Source organism: Aeromicrobium massiliense JC14 (assembly GCF_000312105.1).
Lineage (GTDB): Bacteria > Actinomycetota > Actinomycetes > Propionibacteriales > Nocardioidaceae > Aeromicrobium > Aeromicrobium massiliense.
Genome location: NZ_HE978638.1, coordinates 583,485 through 609,849, shown reverse-complemented (window position 1 = coordinate 609,849; position 26,365 = coordinate 583,485). Strand labels below are relative to the sequence as shown.

Annotated in this window: 25 protein-coding genes and 1 tRNA gene; 15 read left to right on the top strand and 11 right to left on the bottom strand. The window is 72.3% G+C overall.

From position 1 onward, the window contains the following. The first annotated feature begins 16 nt into the window (after nt 1-16). Nucleotides 17-1,039 carry an AbrB family transcriptional regulator gene (locus tag HGAM_RS15735; RefSeq protein ID WP_019146462.1) on the top strand — a complete coding sequence of 341 codons (1,023 nt, stop codon included), beginning with the start codon at nt 17-19 and terminating at the stop codon, nt 1,037-1,039. On the opposite strand, the gene HGAM_RS15730 is transcribed toward HGAM_RS15735, so the two are convergent. Further along, nucleotides 1,040-1,876 (bottom strand): PPK2 family polyphosphate kinase, encoded by an 837-nt coding sequence (locus HGAM_RS15730; protein ID WP_019146461.1) that lies wholly within the window; start codon nt 1,874-1,876, stop codon nt 1,040-1,042. A 51-nt stretch (nt 1,877-1,927) separates the two neighbouring features. On the opposite strand from HGAM_RS15730, the gene HGAM_RS19755 reads away from it, so the two are divergent. Next, a complete protein-coding gene (locus HGAM_RS19755) occupies nt 1,928-2,419 on the top strand; it encodes a hypothetical protein (protein ID WP_019146460.1) in 492 nt (163 codons plus the stop codon). Between the two features lie 32 nt (nt 2,420-2,451). After that, nucleotides 2,452-2,889 carry a peptide-methionine (R)-S-oxide reductase MsrB gene (gene msrB / locus HGAM_RS15720; protein WP_019146459.1) on the top strand — a complete coding sequence of 146 codons (438 nt, stop codon included), beginning with the start codon at nt 2,452-2,454 and terminating at the stop codon, nt 2,887-2,889. A 57-nt stretch (nt 2,890-2,946) separates the two neighbouring features. Here the strand turns inward: msrB and hemQ are convergent, their stop codons facing one another. Genes hemQ through hemE form a run of 3 tightly spaced genes read right to left on the bottom strand, consistent with a single transcriptional unit; the run spans nt 2,947 to nt 6,076 of the window. Next, complete coding sequence (gene hemQ / locus HGAM_RS15715; RefSeq protein WP_019146458.1) at nt 2,947-3,651, bottom strand: hydrogen peroxide-dependent heme synthase; 705 nt, start codon at nt 3,649-3,651, stop codon at nt 2,947-2,949. A 41-nt stretch (nt 3,652-3,692) separates the two neighbouring features. Further along, nucleotides 3,693-5,042 (bottom strand): protoporphyrinogen oxidase, encoded by a 1,350-nt coding sequence (gene hemG, locus HGAM_RS15710; protein WP_019146457.1) that lies wholly within the window; start codon nt 5,040-5,042, stop codon nt 3,693-3,695. Beyond that, complete coding sequence (gene hemE / locus HGAM_RS15705; RefSeq protein WP_019146456.1) at nt 5,039-6,076, bottom strand: uroporphyrinogen decarboxylase; 1,038 nt, start codon at nt 6,074-6,076, stop codon at nt 5,039-5,041. Before hemE ends, hemG begins: the two co-directional genes overlap by 4 nt. A gap of 101 nt (nt 6,077-6,177) precedes the next feature. On the opposite strand from hemE, the gene HGAM_RS15700 reads away from it, so the two are divergent. Genes HGAM_RS15700 through HGAM_RS15690 form a run of 3 tightly spaced genes read left to right on the top strand, consistent with a single transcriptional unit; the run spans nt 6,178 to nt 8,636 of the window. Then, nucleotides 6,178-6,762, top strand: a complete 585-nt coding sequence (locus HGAM_RS15700) for a DUF3000 domain-containing protein (protein WP_038951905.1) — start codon at nt 6,178-6,180, stop codon at nt 6,760-6,762. Then, complete coding sequence (locus HGAM_RS15695) at nt 6,759-8,012, top strand: ribonuclease D (protein ID WP_019146454.1); 1,254 nt, start codon at nt 6,759-6,761, stop codon at nt 8,010-8,012. Before HGAM_RS15700 ends, HGAM_RS15695 begins: the two co-directional genes overlap by 4 nt. 33 nt (nt 8,013-8,045) lie before the next feature. Further along, on the top strand, nt 8,046-8,636 hold the full coding sequence (locus tag HGAM_RS15690; protein ID WP_019146453.1) for a hypothetical protein: 591 nt from the start codon (nt 8,046-8,048) through the stop codon (nt 8,634-8,636). Nucleotides 8,637-8,769: 133 nt separating this feature from the next. Here the strand turns inward: HGAM_RS15690 and HGAM_RS15685 are convergent, their stop codons facing one another. Continuing rightward, on the bottom strand, nt 8,770-9,744 hold the full coding sequence (locus HGAM_RS15685) for an aldo/keto reductase (protein WP_019146452.1): 975 nt from the start codon (nt 9,742-9,744) through the stop codon (nt 8,770-8,772). A 66-nt stretch (nt 9,745-9,810) separates the two neighbouring features. On the opposite strand from HGAM_RS15685, the gene HGAM_RS15680 reads away from it, so the two are divergent. The 6 genes from HGAM_RS15680 to HGAM_RS15655 all read left to right on the top strand — a co-directional run bounded on the left by HGAM_RS15680 (nt 9,811) and on the right by HGAM_RS15655 (nt 16,478). Then, nucleotides 9,811-10,155 carry a hypothetical protein gene (locus HGAM_RS15680; protein ID WP_019146451.1) on the top strand — a complete coding sequence of 115 codons (345 nt, stop codon included), beginning with the start codon at nt 9,811-9,813 and terminating at the stop codon, nt 10,153-10,155. A gap of 55 nt (nt 10,156-10,210) precedes the next feature. Beyond that, entirely contained in the window at nt 10,211-12,502 is a 2,292-nt protein-coding gene (secD, locus tag HGAM_RS15675; protein ID WP_038951904.1) for a protein translocase subunit SecD, read from the top strand. Between the two features lie 155 nt (nt 12,503-12,657). Further along, entirely contained in the window at nt 12,658-13,179 is a 522-nt protein-coding gene (locus HGAM_RS15670; RefSeq protein WP_147543790.1) for a DUF6318 family protein, read from the top strand. A gap of 212 nt (nt 13,180-13,391) precedes the next feature. Further along, nucleotides 13,392-13,919 carry a hypothetical protein gene (locus HGAM_RS15665; protein ID WP_020692344.1) on the top strand — a complete coding sequence of 176 codons (528 nt, stop codon included), beginning with the start codon at nt 13,392-13,394 and terminating at the stop codon, nt 13,917-13,919. Nucleotides 13,920-13,965: 46 nt separating this feature from the next. Next, a complete protein-coding gene (locus HGAM_RS15660) occupies nt 13,966-15,339 on the top strand; it encodes a cystathionine beta-synthase (RefSeq protein ID WP_019146447.1) in 1,374 nt (457 codons plus the stop codon). Beyond that, nucleotides 15,336-16,478 (top strand): cystathionine gamma-synthase, encoded by a 1,143-nt coding sequence (locus HGAM_RS15655; protein ID WP_019146446.1) that lies wholly within the window; start codon nt 15,336-15,338, stop codon nt 16,476-16,478. The genes HGAM_RS15660 and HGAM_RS15655 overlap by 4 nt, the downstream gene beginning before the upstream one ends. A 73-nt stretch (nt 16,479-16,551) precedes the next feature. Here the strand turns inward: HGAM_RS15655 and HGAM_RS15650 are convergent, their stop codons facing one another. Both HGAM_RS15650 and HGAM_RS15645 read right to left on the bottom strand, forming a co-directional pair. Continuing rightward, nucleotides 16,552-17,820 carry an ABC transporter substrate-binding protein gene (locus HGAM_RS15650; RefSeq protein ID WP_019146445.1) on the bottom strand — a complete coding sequence of 423 codons (1,269 nt, stop codon included), beginning with the start codon at nt 17,818-17,820 and terminating at the stop codon, nt 16,552-16,554. Nucleotides 17,821-17,972: 152 nt separating this feature from the next. Continuing rightward, on the bottom strand, nt 17,973-18,584 hold the full coding sequence (locus HGAM_RS15645; RefSeq protein ID WP_019146444.1) for an ANTAR domain-containing response regulator: 612 nt from the start codon (nt 18,582-18,584) through the stop codon (nt 17,973-17,975). 41 nt (nt 18,585-18,625) lie between these two features. On the opposite strand from HGAM_RS15645, the gene HGAM_RS15640 reads away from it, so the two are divergent. Next, nucleotides 18,626-18,708 (top strand) — tRNA-Leu (locus tag HGAM_RS15640). A gap of 84 nt (nt 18,709-18,792) precedes the next feature. On the opposite strand, the gene HGAM_RS15635 is transcribed toward HGAM_RS15640, so the two are convergent. The 3 genes from HGAM_RS15635 to HGAM_RS19750 are packed head-to-tail and all read right to left on the bottom strand — an operon-like array spanning nt 18,793 to nt 22,904. After that, nucleotides 18,793-20,520 carry a glycerol-3-phosphate dehydrogenase/oxidase gene (locus HGAM_RS15635; protein WP_038951903.1) on the bottom strand — a complete coding sequence of 576 codons (1,728 nt, stop codon included), beginning with the start codon at nt 20,518-20,520 and terminating at the stop codon, nt 18,793-18,795. Nucleotides 20,521-20,531: 11 nt separating this feature from the next. Then, nucleotides 20,532-22,049: a glycerol kinase GlpK gene (gene glpK / locus HGAM_RS15630; RefSeq protein WP_019146442.1), complete on the bottom strand. Its 1,518-nt coding sequence runs from the start codon at nt 22,047-22,049 to the stop codon at nt 20,532-20,534. Between the two features lie 30 nt (nt 22,050-22,079). Further along, entirely contained in the window at nt 22,080-22,904 is an 825-nt protein-coding gene (locus HGAM_RS19750) for an MIP/aquaporin family protein (protein ID WP_019146441.1), read from the bottom strand. 121 nt (nt 22,905-23,025) lie between these two features. Here HGAM_RS19750 and HGAM_RS20710 point away from each other — a divergent pair, with 121 nt between their 5' ends. Next, nucleotides 23,026-23,775, top strand: coding sequence for an IclR family transcriptional regulator (locus HGAM_RS20710; protein WP_038951902.1), 750 nt, complete (start codon nt 23,026-23,028; stop codon nt 23,773-23,775). Continuing rightward, nucleotides 23,772-25,289: a glycerol kinase GlpK gene (glpK, locus tag HGAM_RS15615; RefSeq protein ID WP_020692343.1), complete on the top strand. Its 1,518-nt coding sequence runs from the start codon at nt 23,772-23,774 to the stop codon at nt 25,287-25,289. Before HGAM_RS20710 ends, glpK (HGAM_RS15615) begins: the two co-directional genes overlap by 4 nt. On the opposite strand, the gene HGAM_RS15610 is transcribed toward glpK (HGAM_RS15615), so the two are convergent. After that, nucleotides 25,286-26,362, bottom strand: a complete 1,077-nt coding sequence (locus tag HGAM_RS15610; RefSeq protein WP_038951901.1) for an ABC transporter ATP-binding protein — start codon at nt 26,360-26,362, stop codon at nt 25,286-25,288. The two genes, glpK (HGAM_RS15615) and HGAM_RS15610, sit on opposite strands and share 4 nt — an antisense overlap. Nucleotides 26,363-26,365: the final 3 nt, after the last annotated feature.

The following is a 26,365-nucleotide window of genomic DNA, read 5'->3' as shown; positions in this document are numbered from 1 at the left end:
CCGTAGGTTGGCGGCCGTGCGTCCATGGCTGCTGCTGATCGGGGTCGTGGCCGCCGTCTCCGCCCTGCTGGGCGTGGCCGGGCTCCCCTCGCCGCTGTTGTTCGGCGGGCTGCTCGGCGGCCTCGTCCACGCGTTGGCGTTCCCCCGCCAGCGGGTCGAGCCGCCGCGGATCCTGTTCGTCGTCGGCCAGGCGATCATCGGCGTCACCGTGGGCGCGTCGATCGACTGGTCCACGCTGAGCGGCCTGGGCTGGGACTGGCCGGCCGTCGTCGCCGTCACGGTCGCCACGCTCGCGCTGAGCGTGCTGGTCGGACAGCTGCTGCGGCTGCACCGAGGCACCAGCGGCGTCACCGCCTCGTTCGCGGCGATCGCCGGCGGCGCGTCGGGCATGACCGCGCTGTCGCGCGACCTCGGTGCGGACGACCGCGTCGTCACCGTCATCCAGTACCTGCGGGTGCTCGTCGTGCTGCTGGCGATGCCCGCGGTCGTCACGATCGTCTTCGGGGCCGGGCAGGAGGGCGAGGTGCTCGCCGTCCACGCCGGGTGGAGCGACGTCGCCTTCTCCGCGCTGGCCGTCGTGGCCGGGCTCGTGCTCGGCCGGCTGCTCCACCTGCCGTCGCCCGCCGTGCTGGGCGGCCTGCTGGCGACCATCCTGCTGCTGCTCCTGCCGCCGTTCGCCGACGCCGGAGTGCCGCCGGTCGTGCAGAGCATCGGCTTCCTGCTCGTGGGCGTGGACGTCGGCCTGCGCTTCACCGCCGACAGCCTGCGCGCCATCGGCCGGATGCTGCCGACCGCCCTGCTGGTCATCGGGCTGATCATCGCCGGGTGCGCCGGCCTCGGCGTGCTGCTGTCCGAGGTGACCGGCGCCAGCCGGCTCGACGGCTACCTGGCCACGACGCCCGGCGGCCTGTACGCGGTGCTCGCGACCGCCGCCGGCACGGACTCCGACGTCACGTTCGTCTCGGCCGTGCAGATGCTGCGCCTGCTGCTCGTCCTGCTCGCCGCGCCCCTGCTGGCGCGACTGCTCCGCCGGCGCTAGTCAGTCCGCCGCGGCGAGCCGGGCCCGCTCGGCGTCCACGTCGAACCCGGGCTCGGGCCAGTCCAGGCCCATCGCCTCCATCGCCTCGGCCAGCACCGTCCCGACTGCCCAGTTGCGGTACCACTTGTGCCCCGACGGCACGATCGTCCAGGGCACGGACGAGCAGCGCTCGATCGCCACCTCGTACGCCCGCTGGTAGTCGTCCCACCGCGCGCGCTCGTCGAGGTCGCCCGGGTCGTACTTCCAGTGCTTGGCCGGGTCGTCGAGCCGTGCGGCGAGCCGTTCGCGCTGGTCGTCGAGGTCGATGTGCAGGAAGCACTTCACGACCGTGACGCCGTCGTCGACCAGCCGGCGCTCGAACGCGTCGATCGCGTCGTACCGGCGCTCCAGCTCGTCGGGCGGCGCCAGCTCGTGGACCCGCGCGACCAGCACGTCCTCGTAGTGCGAGCGGTCGAACACCCCGACCATGCCCGGCGCCGGAACCTGCTTCTCGATGCGCCACAGGAAGTCGTGCTCCAGCTCCTCGCTGGTCGGACGCTTGAACGACGCGACCCGGACGCCCAGCGGGTCCATGAGGCCGGCCACCTTGGCGATCGTCCCGCCCTTGCCCGAGGTGTCCATGCCCTGCAGCACCAGCAGCACCCGCTCGCGGGCACCCGTCGTCCCTCGGGCGTACAGCTGCTCCTGGCGCAGGGCGAGCACGTCGCCGACCTCGTGCCGCAGGGCCTTCTGCCCGTCCGCCTTGTCACCGTCGAACCCGGGGGTGGCCCGGGAGTCGAGCGCCGAGAGGTCGATCGGGCCCTGGGCTCGCAGCATCGGGGTCAGCGCGTCGGTCATGGCTCCTGCCTAGCACGAGCGGGGCAACCCGGCGACGCCTACGCTGGGGCCATGTATGACGTCGCCCTGCTCATCGAGCACCAGCTGGAGCCCCTCGACGCCGACCAGGTCATGTCGCTGCACGAAGGGCTCGACGAGCCCGTCACGTACCACCTGCTGCTCCCGGTGGAGTCGTCCACCGCGACCATGATGTCGTCGATGACGGCGTTCGGCGGCCAGGTGCTCCCGCCCACCGAGCCGGACCTGGTGAACGACCTGTCGCGCGAGGTGCGCCGGGCCGGGCAGGCCGAGCTCGAGGCCAGCGTCGCGCTGCTGCGCGAGCGCGGTCAGCAGGTCAGCGGCGAGCTGGCCCAGGACGACCCGCTGGACGAGCTCGTGGCCCTGGCCAAGCGCGTCGAGGTCGCCGAGGTCATCGTCATGACCGACTCGCACGCCGTCCGCGAGCTGCTGCGCATGGACTGGGCCTCGCGCGCCCGCCGGGCGCTGGACCTGCCGACGCTGCACCTGCTCGAGCACGTCCCGTTCGACGCCCAGGCGCTCTGAACCACGGTTGAGCCCGGTCGTACCCTGACCACATGGCTCACGACATCCCCGCCTCGAGCGACCGCGCGTACGACGTCTCCAAGACCGAGGACGAGTGGCGCGGCGAGCTGAGCGCCGCCGAGTACCACGTCCTGCGTGAGGCCGGCACCGAGCGCCCCTTCTCCTCCCCCATCGAGACCGACACCACCGAGGCCGTCTACGCGTGCCGGGCCTGTGGCTCCGAGCTGTTCCGCAGCGACACGAAGTTCGACGCCCACTGCGGCTGGCCGGCGTTCTACTCGCCGCTGGCCGAGGACCGCGTCGAGTACATCGACGACACCACGATGGGCATGAAGCGCACCGAGGTGCGCTGCGCCAACTGCGGGTCGCACCTGGGCCACGTGTTCCAGGGCGAGGGCTTCGACACGCCCACCGACCTGCGCTACTGCATCAACGGCATCAGCCTCTCGCAGCAGCCCGTCCAGGGCTGAGCGGACGACGAAGCCCCCGGACGCTCAGGCGTCCGGGGGCTTCGTCGTGCTGTGGGCTCAGGGCCAGAGCTGGGTGAGCTCGGCGACCGAGCGGGCGCGTCCGGTGTAGAACGGCAGCTCCTCGCGGACGTGCAGCCGGGCCTCGGTGGCGCGCAGCTCGCGCATCAGGTCGACGATGCGGTGCAGCTCGTCGGCCTCGAAGGCCAGGATCCACTCGTAGTCGCCCAGGGCGAACGAGGCGAGCGTGCTCGCGCGCACGTCGGCGTAGTCGCGGGCGGCCAGGCCGTGGTCGCGCAGCATCGTGCGGCGCTCGTCCTCGGGCAGCAGGTACCACTCGTAGGAGCGCACGAACGGGTACACGCACAGGTACGGCTTGGGCTCCTCGCCGGCGAGGACGGCCGGGATGTGCGCCCGGTTGAACTCGGCCGGGCGGTGCATCGCGGCGTTCGACCACACCGGCGTCATGCGCGAGCCGAGCGCCGTGCGGCGGAAGCCGTTGTAGGCCGCCTGCAGCACGTCGATGCTCGGGCCGTGCCACCAGATCAGCAGGTCGGCGTCGGCGCGCATGCCGCTCACGTCGTAGGTGCCGCGCACCACGACGTCGTCGTCGCCGAGCTTGGCGAAGAACGCCTCGACCTCGGCGGCCTCGGCCGCCCGGTCGGCGTCCGCCAGCGGCGTGACGAGCTTGAACACCGAGTAGAAGACGTACCGCGTGCTGGCGTTGACTTCCTCGGCGATGGCTGCGTGGTCGATGTCGCTCATGGCTCCATTGTGCTCCTGGCGCACCACGCGTCCGCGCCCGGCTAGGCGGTCGCGAGCAGACGGTCGACGGCGGCGTGGGCGTTGGCCACGACGGCCGGGATGCCGATGCCGCGGTAGGCCGCGCCGCACACCTCCAGCCCCGCCACCTCGGCCACGGAGCGCTCGACGACGTCGACCCGCGCGAGGTGGCCGACGTCGTACTGCGGCAGGGCCGAGCCCCAGCGCTGCACGTGCGCGTCGAGCAGCGGCGGGAGCGGCCCGACCGCCGCGGTCAGGTCGGCCAGGGAGCGCTCGACGACCTGCCCGTCCGTGAGGCCGAGCAGCGTCGAGTCGCCGACCCGGCCCATGGACGTGCGCAGCACGGTGCGCCCGGGCGCCATCTCGGCCACCCACGGCCACTTGTGCGAGGAGAACGTGGAGGCCTTGATCGCGGTGCCCTCGACGGCCGGGACGAGGAAGCCCGTGCCGACCCCCTCGACCTCGCCGTCGAGCACCAGGCTGGCGATGGCCATGCTCCCGTACTCGACGTCGGCGAGGGCGAACGCGGCCTCGGGCGCCAGCTCGGCCAGCAGGCGCGACGTGGCGGCACCGGGCGTGGCGACGACGACGAGGTCGGCGTCCAGCTCGTCCAGGTCGTGGGCCGGGCCGATCGTCAGCCGCCAGCCGTCGCCGTGGCGGACGAGGTCGCGCACCGGGGCGCCGGTGCGCACCTGCGCACCGGACGCGGCGGCGACGGCGCCGGGCAGCCGGCCCATGCCCCCGCGCACGCAGGCGAAGACGGGCCCGGCGTCGGGCTGCTGGTAGGTGCGCTCACGGGCCGCCGCGGCCCCGGCGAGCAGGTCGGGCGCGAGGGCGGCGACCTGTGGCGCCGCGGCCTGCAACGAGAGCCGCTCCGGACGTCCGGCGTAGACGCCGCCCAGCAGCGGCTCGACGAGCCGGTCGAGCACGTCCTGTCCCACCCGCTCGGTCACGAACTCGGCCACCGAGACGTCGTCGGCCGGCGCCGGGGCCGGGTGCGAGACCGGCGCCTCGGCGAGGATGCCGGACGCCGCGAGCGCCTCCAGGTCCGACGGGATGCCCTGCACGGTCGGCGGCAGCGGACGCACCGCCCCGCGGGTCCAGATGCCGGCACCCACGCCGGCGGCGGGGTGGACGAGCTCGTCGCCCAGTCCGGCGGCGTGCGCCAGTGCCACGCCCTCCGGGCGACGGGCGAGCATCGCCTCGGCGCCGACGTCGATCGTCAGGCCGGCGACCTCCTGCTGGCGCAGCTTGCCGCCCACCCGGTCGGTGGCCTCGAGGACGACGACCTCCGCGTCGGGCGCGAGCTCACGCACCCGCAGCGCGGCGGCCAGCCCGGCGATGCCGCCACCGACGACCGCGACGCGGGTCATCGCGCGTCGTACCCGTGGACGAAGTCGACCAGGCGGGTCAGGGCGTCCGGGTCGGTGTCGGGGAGGACGCCGTGGCCCAGGTTGAACACGTGCCCGGGCGCCGTCCGGCCGGCCTCGATGACGCGGGCGGCCTCGCGCTCGACGACCTCGGTGGGTGCGAACAGCGTGGTGGGGTCGAGGTTGCCCTGCACCGCCTTGCCCGGACCGATGCGCTTGACCGCCTCGTCGAGCGGGACGCGCCAGTCGACGCCGACGACGTCGACGCCGGCCTCGCCCATCGCACCGAGCAGCTCGCCGGTGCCGACGCCGAAGTGGATGCGCGGGACGTCGAGGCCGTCGAGCGCGGACAGCGCCGCCTGCGAGTGCGGCAGGACGAACCGGCGGTAGTCGGCCAGCGACAGCGCCCCGGCCCAGGAGTCGAACAGCTGGACGGCGGAGGCGCCGTTCTCGACCTGCACGCGCAGGAACTGTCCGGCGATCGCGGCCAGGCGGCCGGCGAGCGCGTGCCAGAGCTCCGGCTCGGCGTACATGAGCTGCTTGGTGCGGCGGTGGTCGCGCGACGGTCCGCCCTCGATCAGGTACGACGCGAGGGTGAACGGCGCCCCGGCGAAGCCGATGAGCGGCGTGGAGCCGAGCTCGTCCACCAGGCCGCGGACCGACTCGGCGATCGGCTCGACGTCGTCAGGCTCGATGTCGCGCAGCTGGGCCAGCTGGTCGGCCGAGCGGATCGGCTCGGCGACGACCGGTCCGGTGCCGGGCACGATGTCGAGGTCGACGCCGATGGCCTTGAGCGGCACGACGATGTCGCTGAAGAAGATGGCCGCGTCGACGCCGTGCCGGCGCACGGGCTGCATCGTGATCTCCACGACCAGCTCGGGGCGGAAGCAGGAGTCGAGCATCGCCACGCCCTCGCGCACCGCGCGGTACTCGGGCAGCGAGCGGCCCGCCTGGCGCATGAACCACACCGGGGTGTGGGAGGGGGTGCCACCACGGGCGGCCTGGAGGAACGGGCTGTCGGCCAACGTCGTCGTCACCCCTCGATCCTCTCAGGTGCGGCCCACGCCGTCCCCATCGGACGGCCGGATTCGGAGTGTCGGAGCCGGTCGACGTCGGCGCCGACGCCTACGATCGCGATGTGGGTGCCCGCGAGCCGATCGACCGAGAGCCCGCAGCGTTCGTCGCTGCGGTCGAGGCCATGCGTCACGCCTCGTTGCGCCCCGAGGTGGGCGCCGACGAGCTGCCGCCTCCCCGCCGCATCGCGCCGTACGCGTACGCGATGACCGGCGACGTCACCGTCGACGACGACGAGGTCGGCACCGGACGCTTCGTCCTGCTGCACGACCCCGCCGGGCAGGACGCCTGGGAGGGCACCTTCCGCTGCGTCACGTTCGCCCGTGCCGAGATCGACCCCGAGATGGCCGCCGACCCCGTCCTGCCCTCGGTGGGCTGGAGCTGGCTGGTCGACGCGCTGGCCGGCTACGGCGCCGAGCACGCGGTCGCCAGCGGCTCGGTCACCGTCGTGCGGTCCGAGGGCTTCGGCGACCTCGACGACGACACCGGCTCGGCCCAGGTCGAGCTGCGCGCGTCCTGGACCCCGGTCGTGCCCGACGGCCAGCACGCCGCCGCCTGGTCCGACCTGCTCTGCACCCTCGCCGGCCTGCCGCCGCTGCAGCCCGGTGTCATCCCGTTCCCGTCGCGGCGTGGCGGCCAGCGCGGATGAGCGAGGACACCCCCGCCCAGCCCGAGGCGCCCGAGGTGCCCGACACCCCGCCGGCGCCCCCGCTGCGCCTGCGCGAGCCGCTGCCCGAGGTCATCGCCACGCCCGAGGCGCTCGCCGCCTACGTGGCGAAGGTGGCCGCCGGCTCCGGCCCGGTCGGCCTGGACGCCGAGCGGGCGTCCGGCTACCGCTACTCCCAGCGCGCCTACCTCGTGCAGGTGCGCCGCGAGGGCGCCGGCACCGCGCTCATCGACCCCATCGCGCTGCCCGACCTGTCCAGCCTCGACGAGGCGATCGGCGACGCCGAGTGGATCCTGCACGCGGCCACCCAGGACCTCGTGTGCCTGGCCGAGGTCGGCCTGCATCCGCGCGCCCTGTTCGACACCGAGCTCGCCGGACGGCTGCTGAACCTCCCCCGCGTCGGCCTGGCCACGCTGGTGGAGTCGCTCCTCGGGTCGAGCCTGGCCAAGGAGCACTCGGCCGTCGACTGGTCCACCCGTCCCCTGCCCGAGCCGTGGCTGGAGTACGCCGCGCTCGACGTCGAGGTGCTGGTCGAGCTGCGCGACGTCATGGACGAGCGCCTGGTCGCGGCCGGCAAGCGCGAGTGGGCAGCCGAGGAGTTCGAGGCGCTGCTGTCGTTCACCGGCCCTGCCCCGCGCACCGACCCGTGGCGACGCACGTCCGGCATCCACCGGGCCCGCGGACGCCGCGCCCTGGGCGTCGTCCGCGACCTGTGGCTGGCCCGCGACGAGATCGCCCGCGAGCGCGACATCACCCCGTCCCGCGTCCTGCCCGACGCGGCGATCCTCGAGATCGCGCAGACGCTGCCCGCCGACGCTCAGGCCATGCGTGGGCTGAAGTCGCTGCAGCGCCGCGGCCCGCGCCGCTTCCTGGCCCGCTGGCAGCAGGTCGTGGACGACGTCCTGCGGCTCGACGACGCCGACCTGCCCGCAGCGTCGCCGCGCGCCGACGGCCCACCGCCCCCACGCACCTGGAACGACAAGAACCCGGCGGCCGCCGAGCGGCTCGGCGCGGTGCGCGAGGTGATGACGGCACTGGCGGACGAGCACGACCTGCCGTCCGAGAACCTGCTGACCCCGCACCTGGTGCGCGAGCTGGCCTGGAGCCCGCCGTCACCGATCGACGCGCCGACCGTGGCCGACACCCTCGTCGCGGCCGGCGCCCGGCGCTGGCAGGTCGGCATCGTCGCCGAGCCGCTGGCCGACGCGCTGCGTTCTCCCTCACCTGCCTGACTGCTCGGGGTCAGCGGCGTACAGTCGTCGTCGATGAGCGACTTCCGCCGGCCGGCCATGCCCGGAGCCCACCTGTTCGACGACCTCCCCGGCGAGCCCGATCCCGCCGAGCGGGCAGCCGCCGGGCACCGCATCGCGTCCCTGCTGGTCCGCGGCGCCGCCAACGACGCCGACGCCGGCCTCGTGGAGCGCGTCGTCCACCTGGCCGACGAGGAGGGGCTCGGCGTCATCGCCGAGCTGTGGTCGCAGGCCTCGGCCGAGACCATCGCCGGCGCCCTGTGGCGGCTCTACGTGCTGCGCACCTGGGTCGTGCGCGACCCGGCGGGCGCCGCCCGCGAGTTCAGCGCCGGGCGGGCGTTCTCCCCCGTCGACGTCGTCCTGGCCGGCGTGGTCGAGCCCCCGGGACCCGACGAGGTCATCGCCCTGGTCGACACCGTGGTGAGCGGGATCGTGCGCCCCGACCTGGACGTCGCGCTCGACCGCGCGGCCTCGTTCGCCCACGTCGTCGCCATCGGACGCGCCCAGATGGAGTACGGCGACCCGCACAGCGCCGCCCGTCTGCTCGACACCGCCAAGGCCCTGCACCGGGCCGCCGAGCTGGAGCGTGCCGGCGAGCTGCACTAGTGCTTGTGCGTCGCCGGACGGCCGCTACGCTGGTGGGGCGTCGGGCTGTGGCAAGCCCCGGGTCCCACAAATAGCCGCTTCGAGCGGCCTTGCGCCGTGAGGCGCTTCCCAGCCCGACGCCCTACCTCCTCCCTCAGCGCGGCGGCGCGAACGTCGTGTACGAGTGCCGCGGACGCCCGATGGTCGCGAGCTCGGCGAGGTCGTCCTCGCTCGGCACCCACTGCGCCGCCTCCGCGTTCGCCACGACCTGGTCGGCCCGGGTCGCCCCGGCGATGACGCTGCCTACCGCCGGCTGCGCCGCCAGGCCGCCGATGGCCACCTGCAGCAGGGTCAGCCCCCGCGCCTCGCCGAACGCGGCGAGCGCCTCGACCGTGTCCCAGTCGGCGTTCTCGTAGCGGTGAGTCTCGCTCTCCAGACGGCTTCCCGCCGGCGGCTTCTGGCCCCGGTGGTACTTGCCGGTGAGCAGGCCGTACGCGAGCGGGAAGTACGGCAGGATCGAGACCTGCAGCGTCTCGCAGGCCGGCACGAGCTCGACCTCGGCCGTGCGGTTGTAGAGCGAGTACTCGTTCTGCGCGGTGACGAACTCCTCCAGCCCGGCCGCCTTGGCCCGGTGGTGGGCGCCGACGAGCTGCCAGGCCTGCAGGTTCGACGAGCCGATCGCCCGGACCTTGCCCTCCCGCACGAGCTCGGTCATGGCACCGAGCGTCTCCTCGATCGGCGTCTCCGGGTCCGGCGTGTGCAGCTGGTACAGGTCGATGTGGTCGACGCCGAGCCGGCGCAGGCTCGCCTCGGCCGCCCGGCGGACGTACTCCGCCGAGCCGCGGCGTCCGCCGTCGTCGCCGTTGGCGCCCTGCATGTCCATGCCGAACTTGGTCGCGATGACGGCCTCGTCCCGGCGTCCGGCGAGCGCAGCGCCGAGCATCTCCTCGCTCGCGCCCAGGCCGTAGGTGTCGGCGGTGTCGAAGAAGTTCACCCCGGCGTCCAGCGCCCCGAGCACGACCTCGCGCGTGCGGTCGGCGTCGATGCGGCGCCCGAAGGCGTTGCACCCCACACCCACCACGGAGACGGACAGGTCGCTCGTGCCGAGCCGGCGCATCTGGATCGTCATGCGGTCAGCGTAGGACGCACACCGAGACGTCACCGCCCGGCCACGTGCGTCCCGTACGATCAGGGGATGCTCACGGGGACCACCAGGCGGCGCTGCGCGGCCGTGCTGTCGGTCCCGCTGCTCCTGGCGCTCGTCGTCGTGCACGCCGCGACCCGCACGTCGCCCACGTCGGTGCAGCGCACCGTCGCCTCGCAGACCACGTCGGCCGCCGCGCCCGTCCGCCTCGCGGCGACGGTCGAGCCGGCCGCGGTGAGCGCCGCGCCGGACCTGCACTGGGACCTGGCCGCGGCGCTGCCCGACGTCTCCGGAGCCCCGCTCCCCCAGGGCGTCGCCGACGCCGCACCGTCGCGCCCGAGCCCGGGCGAGCCGGCCACCCCGTTGACCCGCGAAGGACGCGCTCCGCCGGCCTGAGGCCGTGCCCGCTCGTCCGTCCCACGCCCCACGGCGTCACCACCGAAAGACATCCATGACATCCCGCAGCAACATGTGGCGCGCCCTCGCAGCGCTCGCGGTCATCGCCGCGTCGTTCGCGCTCGCGCTCACCACCCCGGCCAAGCTCGGCCTCGACCTCGAGGGCGGCACCCAGATCGTCCTGCAGACCAAGGACAGCGAGCGCGTCAAGGCCGACGCCGAGTCCACCGACCGCGCGCTCGAAGTGCTGCGCGGCCGCGTCGACGCCCTCGGCGTGTCCGAGCCGACGCTCGCTCGCTCCGGCGAGAACCGCATCGTCGTCGAGCTCCCCGGCGTCCAGGACCCGCGCGAGGCGGCCGAGGTCATCGGCCAGACCGCTCAGCTCGGCTTCCACGAGGTCCTCAGCGTCCCGGCCGAGGCCGAGCCCCAGGTCCCCGAGGGCCAGAAGCTCCTGCAGGACGAGAGCGGCGCGCCGATCCTCGTCGGCCCCGTCGTCCTGGACGGCAACGGCGTCAGCGACGCGAACGCCGTGACCCCCGAGGGCGGCATCGGCCAGTGGCAGGTGAACGTCGAGTTCAACGGCGAGGGCGCGCCCGGCTGGAAGAAGCTCGTGGCCTCGGCCTGCGCCAACCCGTCGGCCGGTCAGCGCGTCGCGATCGTGCTGGACGACAAGGTCATCTCCTCGCCCGGCATCGTGCCCGAGCTGTGCGCCTCCGGCGGCGGCTCCAGCACGTCCATCACCGGCGACTTCAGCCAGGAGGAGGCCGACAACCTGGCCGTCCTCATCAAGGGCGGCGCCCTGCCCGTGCCCGTCGAGGTCATCGAGCAGCGCACCGTCGGTGCGACGCTCGGCGACGCAGCCATCGACGCGTCCATCGAGGCCGGCATCATCGGCATCACGCTGACCGGCATCTTCATCGTCATCGTGTACCGCCTCATGGGCTTCCTGGCCTCGATCGCGCTGGGCACCTACGCGCTCATCTCGTACGGCCTGCTGGTCTGGCTCGGCTCCACGCTGACGCTGCCCGGACTCGCCGGCTTCGTACTCGCCATCGGACTGGCCATCGACGCCAACGTGCTGGTGTTCGAGAGAGCCCGGGAGGAGTACGCCGCCCGCGGCAACATGGAACGCTCGCTCAGCACCGGCTTCAACAAGGCCTGGTCGGCGATCCTCGACTCCAACATCACGACCCTGCTCGCGGCGCTGCTGCTGTTCTTCCTGGCCTCCGGCCCGGTCAAGGGCTTCGGCGTCACGCTGTCCATCGGCACGATCGCGTCGATGTTCTCGGCGCTGGTCGTCGCCCGCGTGCTGTGCGAGTGGGCCGTGCGCCGCTCGTTCGTCCGCAACCGTCCGGGCCTCACCGGCCTGGCCAAGACCGGACGCATCCGGACTTATCTCACCGAGTCGGGCCCGAACCTGATGCGCCGCGCCGGCACCTGGATCGCGCTCACCATCGTCATCGCCGTCGTCTCCATCGGCGGCCTGCTGATCCGAGGGCTCAACCTCGGCGTCGAGTTCACCGGCGGTCGCGTCCTGGAGTTCTCGCACTCCAAGGACGTCTCCATCGACACCGCGCGCGACGCCATCGCCGACGCGGGCTTCCCGTCCGCCGTCGTCCAGGAGTCGTCCGGCGACGGGTCGGACGACAACATCAGCGTCCGCCTGGAGAAGATCTCGAACGAGGAGGCCGTCGAGGTCCAGGACGCGCTGGCCACCGTCGGCGGACAGGTCGAGAAGCAGCGCGACGAGCTGATCGGCCCGACGCTCGGCAAGGAGCTGCGCAACAAGGCGATCCTGGCGTTCATCATCGCCGTCGCCGCGCAGATGCTGTACCTGGCCTGGCGGTTCCGCTGGACCTACGCCGCCGCGGCCGTGCTGTCCATGTCGTCGGTCGTGCTGACGGTGGTGGGCTTCTTCGCCTGGTCCGGCAAGCTCGTCGACGGGGTGTTCCTGGCCGCGATCCTGTCAGTGATCGGCCTGGCGGTGAACGACACGATCGTCGTGTTCGACCGCATCCGTGAGCACACGGCCGAGAACCGCGGCCGACGGCTCAGGGACGTGGTCAACGAGGCGATCCTGCAGACGATCCCGCGCACCATCAACACCGGTCTGGGCGCCATGTTCATCCTGGCTGCGCTCTACGTGCTCGGTGGCGACTCGCTGGGCGACTTCGCGCTCGCCCTGCTGATCGGCCTCGGGTTCGGCATCCTGTCGACGATCTTCACCGCGTCCGCCCTGGCGGTCGTGCTCGAGGAGCGCTGGCCGCACGACCCGGAGAAGGGTCCGAAGGCCGTCGACCCGTACGCCCACGTCGAGACCGGCACGCGGGAGGCCGGCACCGTCTAGCAGCCGCCCTCCCCGATGCCCCGCGGTCGCCCAGCGACCGCGGGGCATCGTCGTCCCCAGGCTCGGACGCACGTCCACATCGACGAGCCAAGGGCTGACAACGCCGGAACGGCGGCGTTATGTTGGCAGGACTGTCCACTGCCTTCGGGGGAAGCATGAACAGAACCGGACCCGCCGCCCTGACGCTCGGAGCGCTGCTGCTGCTCGCGTCCTGCTCCGGCGAGGACGCCGACGCCGAGCCGAGGCCGAGGCCCACGGCGACCAGCGAGGCCACCTCGGCGTCACCGACACCCACCGAGCCCGCCCCCACCATGCCGGCCCAGGCGAACGCTCCGTTCCCGGAGGGCGCACCCGCGTTCACGAAGTACTACGTGGACGTGCTCAATCACGCCGCCCGCACTGGTGACAGCTCGCGTCTCAAGGCGTTGAGTGCAGACGAATGCGTGGGATGCACACAGTACGTCGAGAACTTTGACGGACCTCGCGTGAACGCGACGCAGCCTCTATGGGCGATGGGAAACGCAGTTGAGTTAGAGGACACTGGTGATGGTCTCGGAGTCGTGGCCGAGATTGGAGCGCTGAACGACGCAGGCGGCCGCGACATGTTCAAGATCGCGTTCGTTGTGAGCGACGATGAACCCCGACGGATCGTCGAGCTGTATCGGATCGAGAAGTGAACACCGCAAGCGTCGTCCTCTTGCTCCTGACTGCCCTCCCTCATGATGTGACGGTTGATCCGAGTGAAACGTCACCGGGTATCGAACTGCAGGCTGACAAGGCCGTGCACCCTCGCATTACATCTGGTGGGCCAGCACCCGATGCCCAACGCGGGCGGAAGCCCTGGAGCGCGCCGGTCCGTTCCACGCCCCCACCTCGGTGCTTCTTCGACATGTCGAACCCCAACTGGCGGTGCGCACTCAGCCCCAACGAGGCCGAAAACCCGGCGCAGCCGGTGGCGGACGAGCCGGAGGCTCCGCAGGTCACCCCGGGGCGGGTGCTGACCGCGGTGCGCGAGATCGGTCTGCCGAGCCTGCGGCTGTCGGTGCAGCCCGGCGGCGAGACGCTGGTCAACCTCGACACGATCCTGCACACGACCGAGCCGGACTTCGCCCGCAGCATCAGCCTGCTGGGCAGCAGCGTCGAGCTCGAGGCCTCCCCCACCACCTACACGTGGCACCACGGCGACGGCACCAGCCAGCAGACGACGACGCCGGGCGCACCGTACCCGAGCAAGGACGTCGTGCACCGCTACGAGCGCCCGGCCCGCGGCGTCACGCTCCGCGTCGACGCGACCTACGAGGTGCGCTTCCGCGTCGACGGCGGCCCCTGGCAGACCCTGGCGGAGACGATCACCGCCACCGGTCCGGCCACCACGATCGACGTCCGCGAGGCCCGCCCGGTGCTGACCGCCCGGTAGCCCGCCTCGCCCGGGCGTCTCACGGACTGGATGCAAGAATGGCGGCATGCGGATCGCCAATCACGTGGTCGACCTCGTCGGGGGCACCCCGCTGGTCAGGCTCAACAACGTCGTCACTCCCGGTTCCGGGCTGGTCGCGGCCAAGATCGAGTACCTCAACCCCGGAGGCAGCTCCAAGGACCGCATCGCGGTCAGGATGGTGGACGCCGCCGAGGCGTCCGGAGCCCTGAAGCCCGGCGGCACGATCGTCGAGCCCACCTCGGGCAACACCGGCGTCGGCCTCGCCCTCGTCGCCCAGCAGCGCGGCTACCAATGCATCTTCGTGTGCCCGGACAAGGTCGGCGAGGACAAGCGCAACGTGCTGCGCGCCTACGGCGCCGAGGTCGTCGTGTGCCCCACCGCCGTGCCGCCCGAGCACCCCGACTCGTACTACTCGGTCTCCGACCGTCTCGTGCGTGAGGTCGAGGGCGCCTGGAAGCCCGACCAGTACTCCAACCCGGCCGGCCCGCAGAGTCACTACGAGACCACCGGTCCGGAGATCTGGGCCGACACCGACGGCAAGATCACCCACTTCGTCGCGGGCGTCGGCACCGGCGGCACCATCACGGGCGCCGGCCGCTACCTCAAGGAGGTGTCCGACGGTCGCGTGAAGATCATCGGCGCCGACCCGGTCGGCTCGGTCTACTCCGGCGGCACCGGACGCCCCTACCTGGTCGAGGGTGTCGGCGAGGACTTCTGGCCGAGCGCCTACGACCCGTCCGTCACCGACGAGATCATCGCGGTCACCGACGCCGACTCGTTCGACATGACGCGCCGCCTCGCCCGCGAGGAGGGCCTGCTCGTCGGCGGCTCGTGCGGCATGGCCGTCGTCGCCGCCCTCGAGGTCGCCCGTCGCGAGCCGGACGCCGTCATCGTCGTGCTGCTGCCCGACGGGGGCCGCGGCTACATGGGCAAGATCTTCAACGACGACTGGATGAGCTCGTACGGCTTCCTGCGCACGTCGCTGGACGGCCGCACGGACGAACCGACGGTCGGCGACATCCTGCGCAAGAAGTCCGGCGACATGCCGGCGCTCGTGCACACGCACCCGTCCGAGACGGTGCGAGACGCGATCGAGATCCTGCGCGAGTACGGCGTCTCGCAGATGCCCGTCGTCGGCGCCGAGCCGCCGGTCGTCATCGGCGAGGTCGCCGGATCGGTCAACGAGAGCGACCTGCTGAGCGCGGTCTTCGAGGGACGCGCCTCGCTCACCGACGCCGTCGCCGACCACATGGGGCCCCGCCTGCCGCTCATCGGCGTCGGCGAGGACCTCACCGCCACCATGAAGGCGCTCAGCGAGAGCGACGCCCTCATGGTCGTCGACGAGGGCCAGCCCGTCGGCGTCCTCACCCGCCACGACCTGCTGGGAGTGCACGTATGACCGACCACGGCTTCAGCACCCGCGCCGTCCACGCCGGCTGGGAGCCGGACCCGGTCACCGGTGCGGTGAACACGCCGATCTACGCCTCGTCCACGTTCGCCCAGGACGGCGTCGGCGGCATGCGCTCGGGCTTCGAGTACGCGCGCACCGGCAACCCGACGCGCCGCTCGCTCGAGGCGAACCTGGCCGCGCTGGAGAACGGCACGTACGGACGGGCGTTCAGCTCGGGCATGGCCGCGACCGACTGCGCCCTGCGCACGATCCTGCGCCCCGGCGACCACCTGGTCATCCCGAACGACGCCTACGGCGGCACCTTCCGGCTGATCGACAAGGTCTTCACCCAGTGGGGCATCAGCTACACCCCCGCCGCGGTGAACGACCTGGACGCCATCCGCGAGGCCATCCGTCCCGAGACGAAGCTCGTCTGGATGGAGACCCCGACCAACCCGCTGCTCAACGTCGGCGACATCGCGGCGGCCGCCGAGCTGGCGCACACGTCCGGCGCGAAGCTGCTGGTCGACAACACCTTCGCCTCGCCGTACCTGCAGCAGCCGCTGTCGCTCGGCGCGGACATCGTGCTGCACTCCACCACCAAGTACGTCGGTGGCCACTCCGACGTCGTCGGCGGCGTGCTGATCACCGACGACGAGGAGCTCGACCTCGGGTTCGGGTTCCTGCAGAACGGTGCCGGCGGTGTGCCGGACCCGTTCGGCGCGTACCTCACGCTGCGCGGCGCCAAGACGCTCGCGCTGCGCATGGAGCAGCACTGCACCAGCGCCGAGGCGATCGTCGACATGCTGGTCGGCCACTCCGCCGTCGCGAAGGTGCTCTACCCGGGCCTGCCCGAGCACCCCGGCCACGACACCGCGGCCAAGCAGATGCGCCGCTTCGGCGGCATGATCTCGCTGCGGCTGGCCGGTGGACGCCAGGCGGCGCTCGACCTGTGCGCGCGCACCGAGGTGTTCACGCTGGCCGAGAGCCTCGGCGGGGTCGAGTCGCTCATCGAGCACCCCGGCGCGATGACCCACGCGTCCACCGCCGGGTCGCTGCTGGAGGTGCCGGACGACCTGGTGCGTCTGTCGGTGGGCATCGAGGACACCGCCGACCTGCTCGCGGACCTGGAGCAGGCGCTGTCCTGACCCGCACCGCACCGCACACGCGAAGGGGCCCCGGCGAAAGCCGGGGCCCCTTGCTGTTGCTGGGTTCAGCAGGTCACTCGACGACGCCGGTGATGTAGTCGGTGTTCTTGAACGTGTTGTCCGCGGCGTACTCGAAGATGCCGATGGTGGCCTTCGAGGGGCTGCCGGACTCGTTCAGGTCGACCGGGCCGGAGACACCGTCGTAGTCGATGTCCTTGCCGTCCTTGACGAGCGCGACGCAGTCCTTGAACGTCGTGCACTTCTCACCCTCGGCGGAGACCTCGACCAGCTTGCTGGCGATCGACTTGCCCGAGTCGTCCTTCGCGGCCTCGGCGGCCAGGGCCGACAGGATGGTCGCGTCGTAGGACTCCGGTCCGTACGTGAAGTCGGTCAGCTTCGGGTCGACCTCGAGCATGCGGGCCTTGAAGTCGTCCTTGAGCTCGGCACCCGGGTAGGTGGCCTTGACGCCCTGCAGCGTGCCCTTCGGGAAGTCCTTGCTGTAGTCCGCCGTGTTGCCGTCGACGAAGTACGTGGGGACCTGCTTCGGGCCGATGCCGGCCTGCTCCAGACCCGGGATGATCTTGGTGGTCTCGTTGAAGGCGATGACGATGATCGCGTCGGCGCCCGAGTCCTTGATCTTCTGGATCTCCGAGGTGTACGAGGTGGCGTCGACCGCGTACAGCACGGTCTCGGCGACCTTGCCGCCCTGCTCCTCGATGGTCTTCTTGGTGTTCTCGGCCAGCGCCTCGCCGTACGCCTCCTGGCGGGCCAGGATGGCGACGTTCTTGGCGCCGTCCTGCAGCACCAGGTTGCCGAGCACCGCGCCCTGGAGGACGTCCGACGGAGCCGTGCGGAAGTACAGGCCCTTGTCGTCGTACTCGTCGAAGGCGGTCGACGTGTTGGCCGGCGAGAACTGCACGACGCCGGCGCCGATGATCTTGTCGATGACCGACAGCGAGACGCTCGACGACGCGGCGCCGACAATGACGTCGGACTTCGCGGCGAGCAGCTTGTCGACCGAGCCGGGGGCGATCTTCGGCGTGCCGTCGCCGGAGTCGGCCTTGGACTGCGCGACCGGCTTGCCGAGCACGCCGCCGGCCTCGTTGATGTCCTTGACCGCGAGGTCGACGCCCGCGAACTCCGGCGGGCCGAGGAAGGCGAGGTCACCGGTCGACGGCAGCAGGGTGCCGACGGTCAGCGTGCCGTCGCCCTTGGCGGCGGGAGCGGCCGAGGTCTTGTCGTCCGAAGACTTGTCGTCGTCGCCTCCGCCGCAGGCGGCGAGCACGAGGGCGCTCGCAGCAGCAACGGCGGCGAGGCGAACAAGCTTGGTGCTGTTCTTCATCAATCCTCCGGGGATCTTCAACGGATGGTCGGCCTGGATTCCGTCAGGGTCGTGACCCAGGTCGCGTTGCGATGAAAGTAGTCCTCGTTCGTGCCGAATGGGTTACGCACGGAGAATTGATCGGTTTCGTAGCCAAGTTGTAATGCGTCCGATCAGGACGCGCCGAGGCCCGGGCCCTTCTCGACGACCTGCTCGGCGACCTCGCGCGCGGACATGCGCAGGTCCATCGCCGTCTTCTGGATCCAGCGGAACGCCTCGGCCTCGCTGATGCCCAGCGCGGCCTGCAGCAGCGACTTGGCACGCTCGACCGCCTTGCGCGCCGCGAGCTGCTCCTCCAGCGAGCCGACCTCGTCGGCGAGCTGGCGCAGCTCGGCGAAGCGGCTGCGGGCCACCTCGATCGCCGGCACCAGGTCGGACTTCGTGAACGGCTTCACCAGGTAGGCCATCGCGCCGGCCTCCCCCGCCCGCTCGACCAGGTCGCGCTGGCTGAACGCGGTCAGCATGACCACGGGGGCGATGCGGGCCTGGGCGATCTGCGAGGCGGCGGCGATGCCGTCGAGCTTGGGCATCTTGACGTCCATGACCACCAGGTCCGGACGCAGCTCGTGGGCCAGGGCCACGGCCTGCTCGCCGTCGGCCGCCTGGCCGACCACGTCGTAGCCCTCCTCGGCGAGCATCTCGGAGAGGTCGAGCCGGATGAGCGCCTCGTCCTCGGCGATGAGCACGCGCGGGGCCGGTGTCGCGTCGGTCGTCAGGTCGTCCACATGAGAAGGTTATCCGGCGCCCGCGACGCGTCGGGCGCCTGGCCGGGTTGGCGGAATGGTAGACGCGGTGGTCTCAAAAACCACTGTCCGAGAGGGCGTACGGGTTCGAGTCCCGTACCCGGCACCCCGAGCACCGACACGACGACGGCGCCGCCGCGCGGATCTCTCCGCACGACGGCGCCGTCGGTCCGTCCGGCCGGCTCCGACCTCAGGTGGTCGTCACCGGCACGACGTCCGGCGCGCCCTTGCGGGCGGCGTCGGCCGTCTCGTCGTCGGGCATCCGCTGGCTCTCCAGCTCCGCCTCGACCCGGCTGCGGTAGTGCTCGACCTCGCGGTCGCGCTGCGAGCCGTCCCAGCCCAGGACGCCGGCCATGAGGTCGGCGACCTCCTCGACGACCCCGAGTCCGCGGTCGAACTCCTCGATCGAGACGCGCGTGCGCCGCGTCAGGACGTCGTCGACGTGACGGGCCCCCTCGTGGCTGGCCGCGTAGACCACCTCGGCCCGCAGGTAGTCGTTCGCACCGGTGAGCGGCTCCCCCAGCGACGGGTCCTGTTGGACGAGCTCGAGCACCTCGTGCACGAGCGAGCCGTAGCGGTTGAGCAGGTGCTCGACCCGCACCTCGTGCAGCCCGCTGGTGCGGGCCAGCAGGTGCCGGGTGTTCCACAGCGCCTCGTACCCCTCGGCGCCGAGCAGCGGGACGTCCTCGGTGACGCACTCCGGCACCTTGCGGTCGAGCTGCACCTCCAGCCCGTGGACGGCCTCGTCGATCGCGTCCTTGGCCATCACGCGATAGGTCGTGTACTTGCCGCCGGCCACGACGACCAGGCCCGGAGCCGGGTGGCCGACCGCGTGCTCGCGCGACAGCTTCGACGTGGCCTCCGACTCGCCCTCCAGCAGGGGTCGCAGCCCGGCGTAGACGCCCTGGACGTCCGCCCGGGTGAGCGGCGTCTCCAGCACCTCGTTGACGTGGTCGAGCAGGTAGTCGATGTCGCTCTCGCTCGCCGCCGGGTGGTCCTTGCTCAGCGACCACGCGGTGTCGGTCGTGCCGATGATCCAGTGCCGGCCCCACGGGATGACGAACAGCACCGACTTCTCGGTGCGCAGGATCATGCCGGTCTCGCTGCGCAGCCGGTCGCGCGGCACGACGAGGTGGATGCCCTTGGAGGCGCGGACGTGGAACAGGCCGCGCTCCCCCGCCATCTGCTGGGTGTCGTCGGTCCAGACACCGGTGGCGTTGACGACCTGCCGCGCCCGCACGGTGAGCTCGCGGCCGGTCTCCAGGTCACGGACGTGCGCACCCACGACGCGCTCCCCCTCCTTGACCAGGTCGACGACCCGGGCCCGGGTGGCGACGTGCGCGCCGTAGGCGGCCGCCGTGCGGGCCAGGAACATCGTGTGCCGGGCGTCGTCGACCTGCGCGTCGTAGTAGCGCAGGGCGCCCACCAGGGCGTCCTTCTTCAGCGACGGCACGAGCTTGCGGGCGCCGCGCCGGGTCAGGTGCTTGTGCAGCGGGACGCTCGAGCCGTAGCCCGAGGCCTTGCTCATCGCGTCGTACAGGGCCACGCCGGAGCCGACGTAGAACCGCTCCCAGCCGCGGTGCGTCAGCGGGTACAGGAACGGCACCTTCTTGACCAGGTGCGGCGCGAGCCGCTCCAGGTTGAGGCCGCGCTCCTTGAGCGCCTCGGCGACGAGCCGGAAGTCGAGCATCTCCAGGTACCGCAGCCCGCCGTGCATGAGCTTGCTGGAGCGGCTGGAGGTGCCGGACGCGACGTCGCGCGCCTCGACGAGGCCGACGGTCAGGCCGCGCGTCACGGCGTCGAGCGCCGCACCGGCCCCGACGACGCCGCCGCCGACGACCAGGACGTCGAGCACCTCGCTCTCCATCGCGTCGAGCGCGTCCTCCCGGGCCTGTGGTGACAGGGCTACCGATCGCATGTCGAACCTCCTCAGTCCACGTCCACCCAGTCGAGGGTGCGGGTCACGGCCTTCTTCCACATGGCATAACCCTCCTCGCGCCGGGTTTCGTCCCAGGACGGCTCCCACCGCTTGGACTCGTTCCAGTTCTCGCGCAGCTCGTCGGTGTTGGCCCAGAAGCCGACGGCCAGGCCGGCCGCGTACGCCGCACCCAGCGCGGTGGTCTCGGCGACCACCGGACGGCTGACCGGGACGCCGAGCACGTCGGACTGGATCTGCATGCACAGCTCGTTGGCGGTCACGCCGCCGTCGACCTTGAGCACCTCGAGCTCGACGCCGGAGTCCTTGGCCATCGCCTCGGCGACGTCGCGGCTCTGGTAGCAGATCGACTCGAGGGTGGCGCGGGCCAGGTGCGCGTTGGTGTTGTAGCGCGACAGGCCGACGATGGCGCCCCGGGCGTCCGAGCGCCAGTACGGCGCGAACAGGCCCGAGAACGCCGGCACGAAGTAGACGCCGCCGTTGTCCTCGACCTGCTTGGCCAGCGACTCGGACTGCGCGGCGCCGGAGATGATGCCCAGCTGGTCGCGCAGCCACTGCACGGCCGAGCCGGTCACGGCGATGGAGCCCTCCAGCGCGTACACGCACGGCTCGTCGCCGAACTTGTAGGCCGGCGTGGTCAGCAGGCCCGCCTTGGAGCGGACGATCTCCGTGCCGGTGTTGAGCAGCATGAAGTTGCCGGTGCCGTAGGTGTTCTTGGCCTCGCCGGGCTCGAAGCAGACCTGGCCGACGGTCGCGGCCTGCTGGTCGCCGAGGATGCCGGTGATCGGCACCTCGCCGCCGAACGGGCCGTTCTCCAGTGTGTGGCCGTACGGCTCGGGCGACGAGGACGGCTTGATCTCGGGCAGCATCTGGCGCGGGATGTCGAAGATCGCGAGCAGCTCGTCGTCCCAGTCGAGCGTCTCCAGGTCCATGAGCATCGTGCGGCTGGCGTTGGTGACGTCGGTGACGTGGACGCCGCCGCGCGGGCCGCCGGTCAGGTTCCACAGGACCCAGGAGTCCGTGGTGCCGAAGATCGCGTCGCCGGCCTCGGCCGCCTCGCGGACGCCGTCGACGTTCTCCAGGATCCACTTGATCTTGCCGCCGGCGAAGTACGTCGCCGGGGGCAGGCCGGCCTTGTGCCGGATGGTGTCGCCGTGACCGTCGCGCTCCAGCGCCGACGCGATGCGGTCGGTGCGGGTGTCCTGCCAGACGATCGCGTTGTAGTACGGACGTCCGGTCTTCCTGTTCCACACGACGGTGGTCTCGCGCTGGTTGGTGATGCCCAGGGCGGCCAGGTCGGACGCCTCGAGCTTCGCGCGGCGCAGCGCGGTCTGGATGACCGAGGTCGTGCGCTCCCAGATCTCGGTCGGGTCGTGCTCGACCCAGCCCGCCTTCGGCATCACCTGCTCGTGCTCGAGCTGGTGACGGGCGACCTCGTTGCCGCCGTGGTCGAAGATCATGAACCGGGTGCTCGTGGTGCCCTGGTCGATCGAGCCGATGTAGTCAGCCATGTCGGTGTGCTCCTCGTGGTCCGTGCGGGATCAGGTGTTGGTGTCGCCGACGGGGGCGTCGGCCTTGGGCAGGGCGTCCTCGTCGGGCAGGAACGCCTCGATGGCGTACTTGAACAGCGCACCGCCGATCAGGCCGCCGATGACCGGGGCCACGATCGGCACCCAGAAGTAGAGCTGGTCGCCGTTCGCGGAGTAGAACGCGTCGCCGTAGCCGGTGATCCAGGACGCCAGCCGCGGGCCGAGGTCTCGGGCCGGGTTGATGGCGTAGCCGGCGTTCGAGCCGAAGGCCAGGCCGATCGCGACGACGGTGAGGCCCACGGTGACGGGTCCGAGGTTGGCCAGCGGGCCGTTGTTGGCCGCCGTGGTCAGCGCGAAGATGACGAAGACGAGGATCGCCGTGCCGACGATCTGGTCCAGGAAGGCGGTCGCGACCGTGACGCCCTCCGCGGGCGACGTGGAGAAGATGCCCTGGGTGGCCTTCGTGTGGCCGGGGTCGATCTTCGCGATCTGGTCCGCGTACGTGACGCGGACGATGAGCGCGGCGACGAACGCGCCGGCCAGCTGAGCCAGCGAGTACGGGGCGACCTTGCGCCACTCGAAGCCCTTGAAGGCCGCGAGCGCGACGGTGACGGCGGGGTTCAGGTGGGCGCCGCTGAGCCGCGCGGCGACGTACACGCCGAGGGTCACGGCCAGGCCCCAGGCCCAGGCGATGGAGTTCCAGTCGCCCGACACGCCCTCGGCGCCGGTGCCTCCGCCGGTCACGACCTGGGCGACGACGCCGACGCCGAACAGGATCAGGATCATCGTGCCGAAGAACTCTGCGGACAGCTCTCCGACGAGTGGCTTGTGCTTCACACGTCCGTCCTCACTCGCGGCCGGCTCCGTTGCCGGCGTTCCTGCGAACCTAGGAAGCGGTGTGACGCACGGCAACACCATCCGTTCGGCGATGTCGAACGCGGTGTCCTACCGTGGGCCCGTGCCCGGGAACGTGCAGGCGGTCGAGCGAGCGGTGGCGGTGCTGCGCACGCTCGCCGCCGCCGGACGCCCGCTCGACCTGGCCGAGATCGCGGCGGCCCTCGAGCTGCCCAAGACCACCGCGTTCGGCCTGGTGCGCACCCTGCGCGACGTCGGGATGGTCGAACAGCACGGCAGCGGGGGTGCGTACGCGCTCGGCGCCTCGCTGTCCCGGCTGGAGCAGACCGCCCTCGACCCGCACGACCTGCGCTCGATCGCGACCAACTGGGCCGACGCGCTGGCCGCCCGATCGCGGCTGGAGGTGCTCATCACCATGCCCGAGCCGGAGGGCGCCCGGGTCGTCCACCACGTGTTCCGCCCCGACGACAGCGCCCAGGAGCTGCGCACCGGCGACCTGCTGCCGCTGCACGCGACGGCGGCCGGCAAGGTGCTGCTCGCCCACGCCGTGCGCTCGCCGCGCCCCCCCGACCTGGAGCGCTACTCGAGCCGGACGATCACCCACCGCCCCCGGCTGGACGCCGTGCTGCGCCGCGTCCGCGAGAGCGGCTGGGCCGCGGAGACCGGCGAGTTCCACCCGGACGAGGCCGGCGTCGGCGTCGCGCTGCGCGGCTACGGCGGCCTCGTGGTGGGCGCGGTGTCGGTCCGCGGTCCGATCGAGCGCGTGATGGGCCGCGACGGGCGACCGCCGTCCGGCCTGCTCGACCTCGTGCGCTCCACCGCGCACTCGATCTCCCGGGCGGTCGTCACGTGAGCTACGTGGCCGCGATCGACCAGGGCACCACCTCGACCCGCTGCATGCTCTTCGACCGCCAGGGCCAGACCGTCTCGCTCGCCCAGCGCGAGCACCGCCAGCTGTTCCGGCGGCCCGGCTGGGCCGAGCACGACGCGCTGGAGATCTGGCGCAACGTGCAGCGCGTCGTGCCGGCGGCCCTCGCCCAGGCCGGCGCGGACGAGCGCGACGTCGCCGCGCTGGGCATCGCCAACCAGCGCGAGACCACCGTCGTGTGGGACCCGGGCACCGGACGTCCGCTCGCCCCGGCGATCACCTGGCAGGACACCCGCACGTCCGAGCTCGTGGACGCCCTGGTGGCCGCCGGCGACGCCGACCGCATCCGGGCCACGACCGGGCTGCGGCCGGCCACGTACTTCGCCGGCCCGCGGCTGCGCTGGCTGCTCGACCACGTGCCGGGGCTCCGCGAGCGCGGCGAGGCCGGCGAGGCGCTGTTCGGCACGATGGAGTCCTGGCTGATCTGGAACCTCACCGGTGGACGCGACGGGGGCATCCACGTCACCGACGCCACCAACGCCAGCCGCACCATGCTCATGGACCTCACGACGCGGCAGTGGGACGACGACATGCTCGCCCTGCTGGGCGTCCCCCGCGCGATGCTGCCGCAGATCCGCAGCAACGCCGAGCGCTACGGCGACTGCGACTCCCTGCTGCGCGGCGTGCCGATCGCCGCGGCGATCGGCGACCAGCAGGCGGCCCTGTTCGGGCAGACCTGCTTCGAGGCGGGCGACGCCAAGTGCACGTACGGCACCGGCGCCTTCCTGCTCGTCAACGCCGGCACCGAGCGGCCGCCGGACACCGACGGCCTGCTCACCACCGTCGGCTACGTGCTGGGCGACGAGCCGCCCGTGCACGCGCTGGAGGGCTCGATCGCCATGGCCGGCTCGCTGGTGCAGTGGCTGCGCGACTCGCTGGAGATCATCCCGACGGCCCCGCAGATCGAGACGCTCGCGCGCACCGTCGACGACAGCGGCGGGTGCACCATCGTGCCGGCCTTCTCGGGGCTGTACGCCCCCCGCTGGTCACAGGAGGCTCGCGGCGTCATCGTCGGCCTCACCTCGTACGTGGGTCGCGGCCACCTGGCCCGGGCCGTGCTCGAGGCGACCGCGTGGCAGACCTGGGAGGTCGTCGAGGCGGTGCGCCGCGAGGCCGGCATCGACCTGGCCGGACTGCGGGTGGACGGCGGCATGACCTCGAACCACCTGCTCATGCAGATGGTGGCCGACGTGCTCGACGTGCCCGTGCAGCGTCCGCTCGTGTCCGAGACGGTGTGCCTGGGCGCGGCCTATGCCGCGGGGCTCACCGTCGGCTTCTGGTCGGGCCTCTCGACCCTGCGCCGCAACTGGCACCGCGCCGCGTCGTGGCAGCCCCGGATGGACCCGAAAGCCCGCCGCCGGGGCGCGCGGCGCTGGAGCCACGCGGTCGAGACCGCGCTGCTGGCCGCGCGCCCGGACGACGAGGACGACGAGGACTAGCCCAGCCGGCGCCCGGTGGTGGCCGAGAACAGATGGATGCTGCCGGGGTCGGCCGGCGCCAGGTGCAGGTCGGCCCCCTTCTGCGGCGGACGACGCCAGTCGGCGCGCGCCACCAGCAGCGGCGACTCGTGGCCCAGCTGCGCGGTGCCGTACATCCACGCGTCGGCCCCGAGCTCCTCGACGATCTCGACGCGCATCGCGACGCCGGAGTCGGAGATCTCGAGGTTCTCCGGCCGGATGCCCACGACGACGGTCGGCCCCTCGGCCTCGGCCAGCTCGTCGCGGGGCACCGGGACGACCAGGTCGCCGAAGCGCACGCCGCCGTCCTCGATGGGCAGCTCGAGCAGGTTCATGGCCGGCGATCCGAGGAACCCGGCCACGAAGACGTTGGCCGGGCGGTCGTACATCGCGCGCGGCGACGCGCACTGCTGCAGCACGCCGTCCTTGAGCACCGCCACGCGGTCGCCCAGCGTCATCGCCTCGACCTGGTCGTGGGTGACGTAGACGGTGGTGGTGCCCAGACGGCGCTGCAGCTGGGCGATCTGCGTGCGGGTCTGCACGCGCAGCTTGGCGTCCAGGTTCGACAGCGGCTCGTCCATGAGGAAGACCTTGGGCTGGCGCACGATGGCGCGGCCCATCGCCACGCGCTGGCGCTGGCCGCCGGACAGCGCCTTGGGCTTGCGGTCCAGGAACGGCTCGATGTCGAGCATCCGCGCGGCCTCCTCGACCCGCGGACGGATCTCGGACGCCTTCGCGCCGGCGACCTTGAGCGCGAAGCCCATGTTCTCGGCCACCGTCATGTGCGGGTAGAGCGCGTAGTTCTGGAACACCATCGCCACGTCGCGGTCCTTGGGCGGACGACGGCTCACGTCGTCGTCGCCGATGAGGATGCGCCCGCCGTCGACGTCCTCGAGGCCGGCGAGCATCCGCAACGAGGTGGACTTGCCGCACCCGGAGGGGCCGACGAGCACGAGCAGCTCACCGTCCTCCACGCGCAGGTCGAGGGCGTCGACCGCGGGGCGGTCCTGCCCGGGGAACAGGCGGGTCGCCTGCTCGAAGGTCACTGCAGCCATCGA

Coding starts and splice junctions, on each gene's coding strand:
- glpK (WP_019146442.1), bottom strand. CDS start 22,049: ATGGCTGACTACATCGGCTCGATCGACCAGGGCACCACGAGCACCCGG.
- HGAM_RS19755 (WP_019146460.1), top strand. CDS start 1,928: ATGTATGACGTCGCCCTGCTCATCGAGCACCAGCTGGAGCCCCTCGAC.
- HGAM_RS15680 (WP_019146451.1), top strand. CDS start 9,811: ATGCTCACGGGGACCACCAGGCGGCGCTGCGCGGCCGTGCTGTCGGTC.
- HGAM_RS15670 (WP_147543790.1), top strand. CDS start 12,658: ATGAACAGAACCGGACCCGCCGCCCTGACGCTCGGAGCGCTGCTGCTG.
- hemQ (WP_019146458.1), bottom strand. CDS start 3,651: ATGAGCGACATCGACCACGCAGCCATCGCCGAGGAAGTCAACGCCAGC.
- HGAM_RS15665 (WP_020692344.1), top strand. CDS start 13,392: ATGTCGAACCCCAACTGGCGGTGCGCACTCAGCCCCAACGAGGCCGAA.
- HGAM_RS15695 (WP_019146454.1), top strand. CDS start 6,759: ATGAGCGAGGACACCCCCGCCCAGCCCGAGGCGCCCGAGGTGCCCGAC.
- HGAM_RS15635 (WP_038951903.1), bottom strand. CDS start 20,520: ATGCGATCGGTAGCCCTGTCACCACAGGCCCGGGAGGACGCGCTCGAC.
- HGAM_RS15655 (WP_019146446.1), top strand. CDS start 15,336: ATGACCGACCACGGCTTCAGCACCCGCGCCGTCCACGCCGGCTGGGAG.
- hemG (WP_019146457.1), bottom strand. CDS start 5,042: ATGACCCGCGTCGCGGTCGTCGGTGGCGGCATCGCCGGGCTGGCCGCC.
- HGAM_RS15660 (WP_019146447.1), top strand. CDS start 13,966: ATGCGGATCGCCAATCACGTGGTCGACCTCGTCGGGGGCACCCCGCTG.
- HGAM_RS15685 (WP_019146452.1), bottom strand. CDS start 9,744: ATGACGATCCAGATGCGCCGGCTCGGCACGAGCGACCTGTCCGTCTCC.
- HGAM_RS15730 (WP_019146461.1), bottom strand. CDS start 1,876: ATGACCGACGCGCTGACCCCGATGCTGCGAGCCCAGGGCCCGATCGAC.
- HGAM_RS15650 (WP_019146445.1), bottom strand. CDS start 17,820: ATGAAGAACAGCACCAAGCTTGTTCGCCTCGCCGCCGTTGCTGCTGCG.
- msrB (WP_019146459.1), top strand. CDS start 2,452: ATGGCTCACGACATCCCCGCCTCGAGCGACCGCGCGTACGACGTCTCC.
- HGAM_RS15610 (WP_038951901.1), bottom strand. CDS start 26,362: ATGGCTGCAGTGACCTTCGAGCAGGCGACCCGCCTGTTCCCCGGGCAG.
- HGAM_RS15690 (WP_019146453.1), top strand. CDS start 8,046: ATGAGCGACTTCCGCCGGCCGGCCATGCCCGGAGCCCACCTGTTCGAC.
- secD (WP_038951904.1), top strand. CDS start 10,211: ATGACATCCCGCAGCAACATGTGGCGCGCCCTCGCAGCGCTCGCGGTC.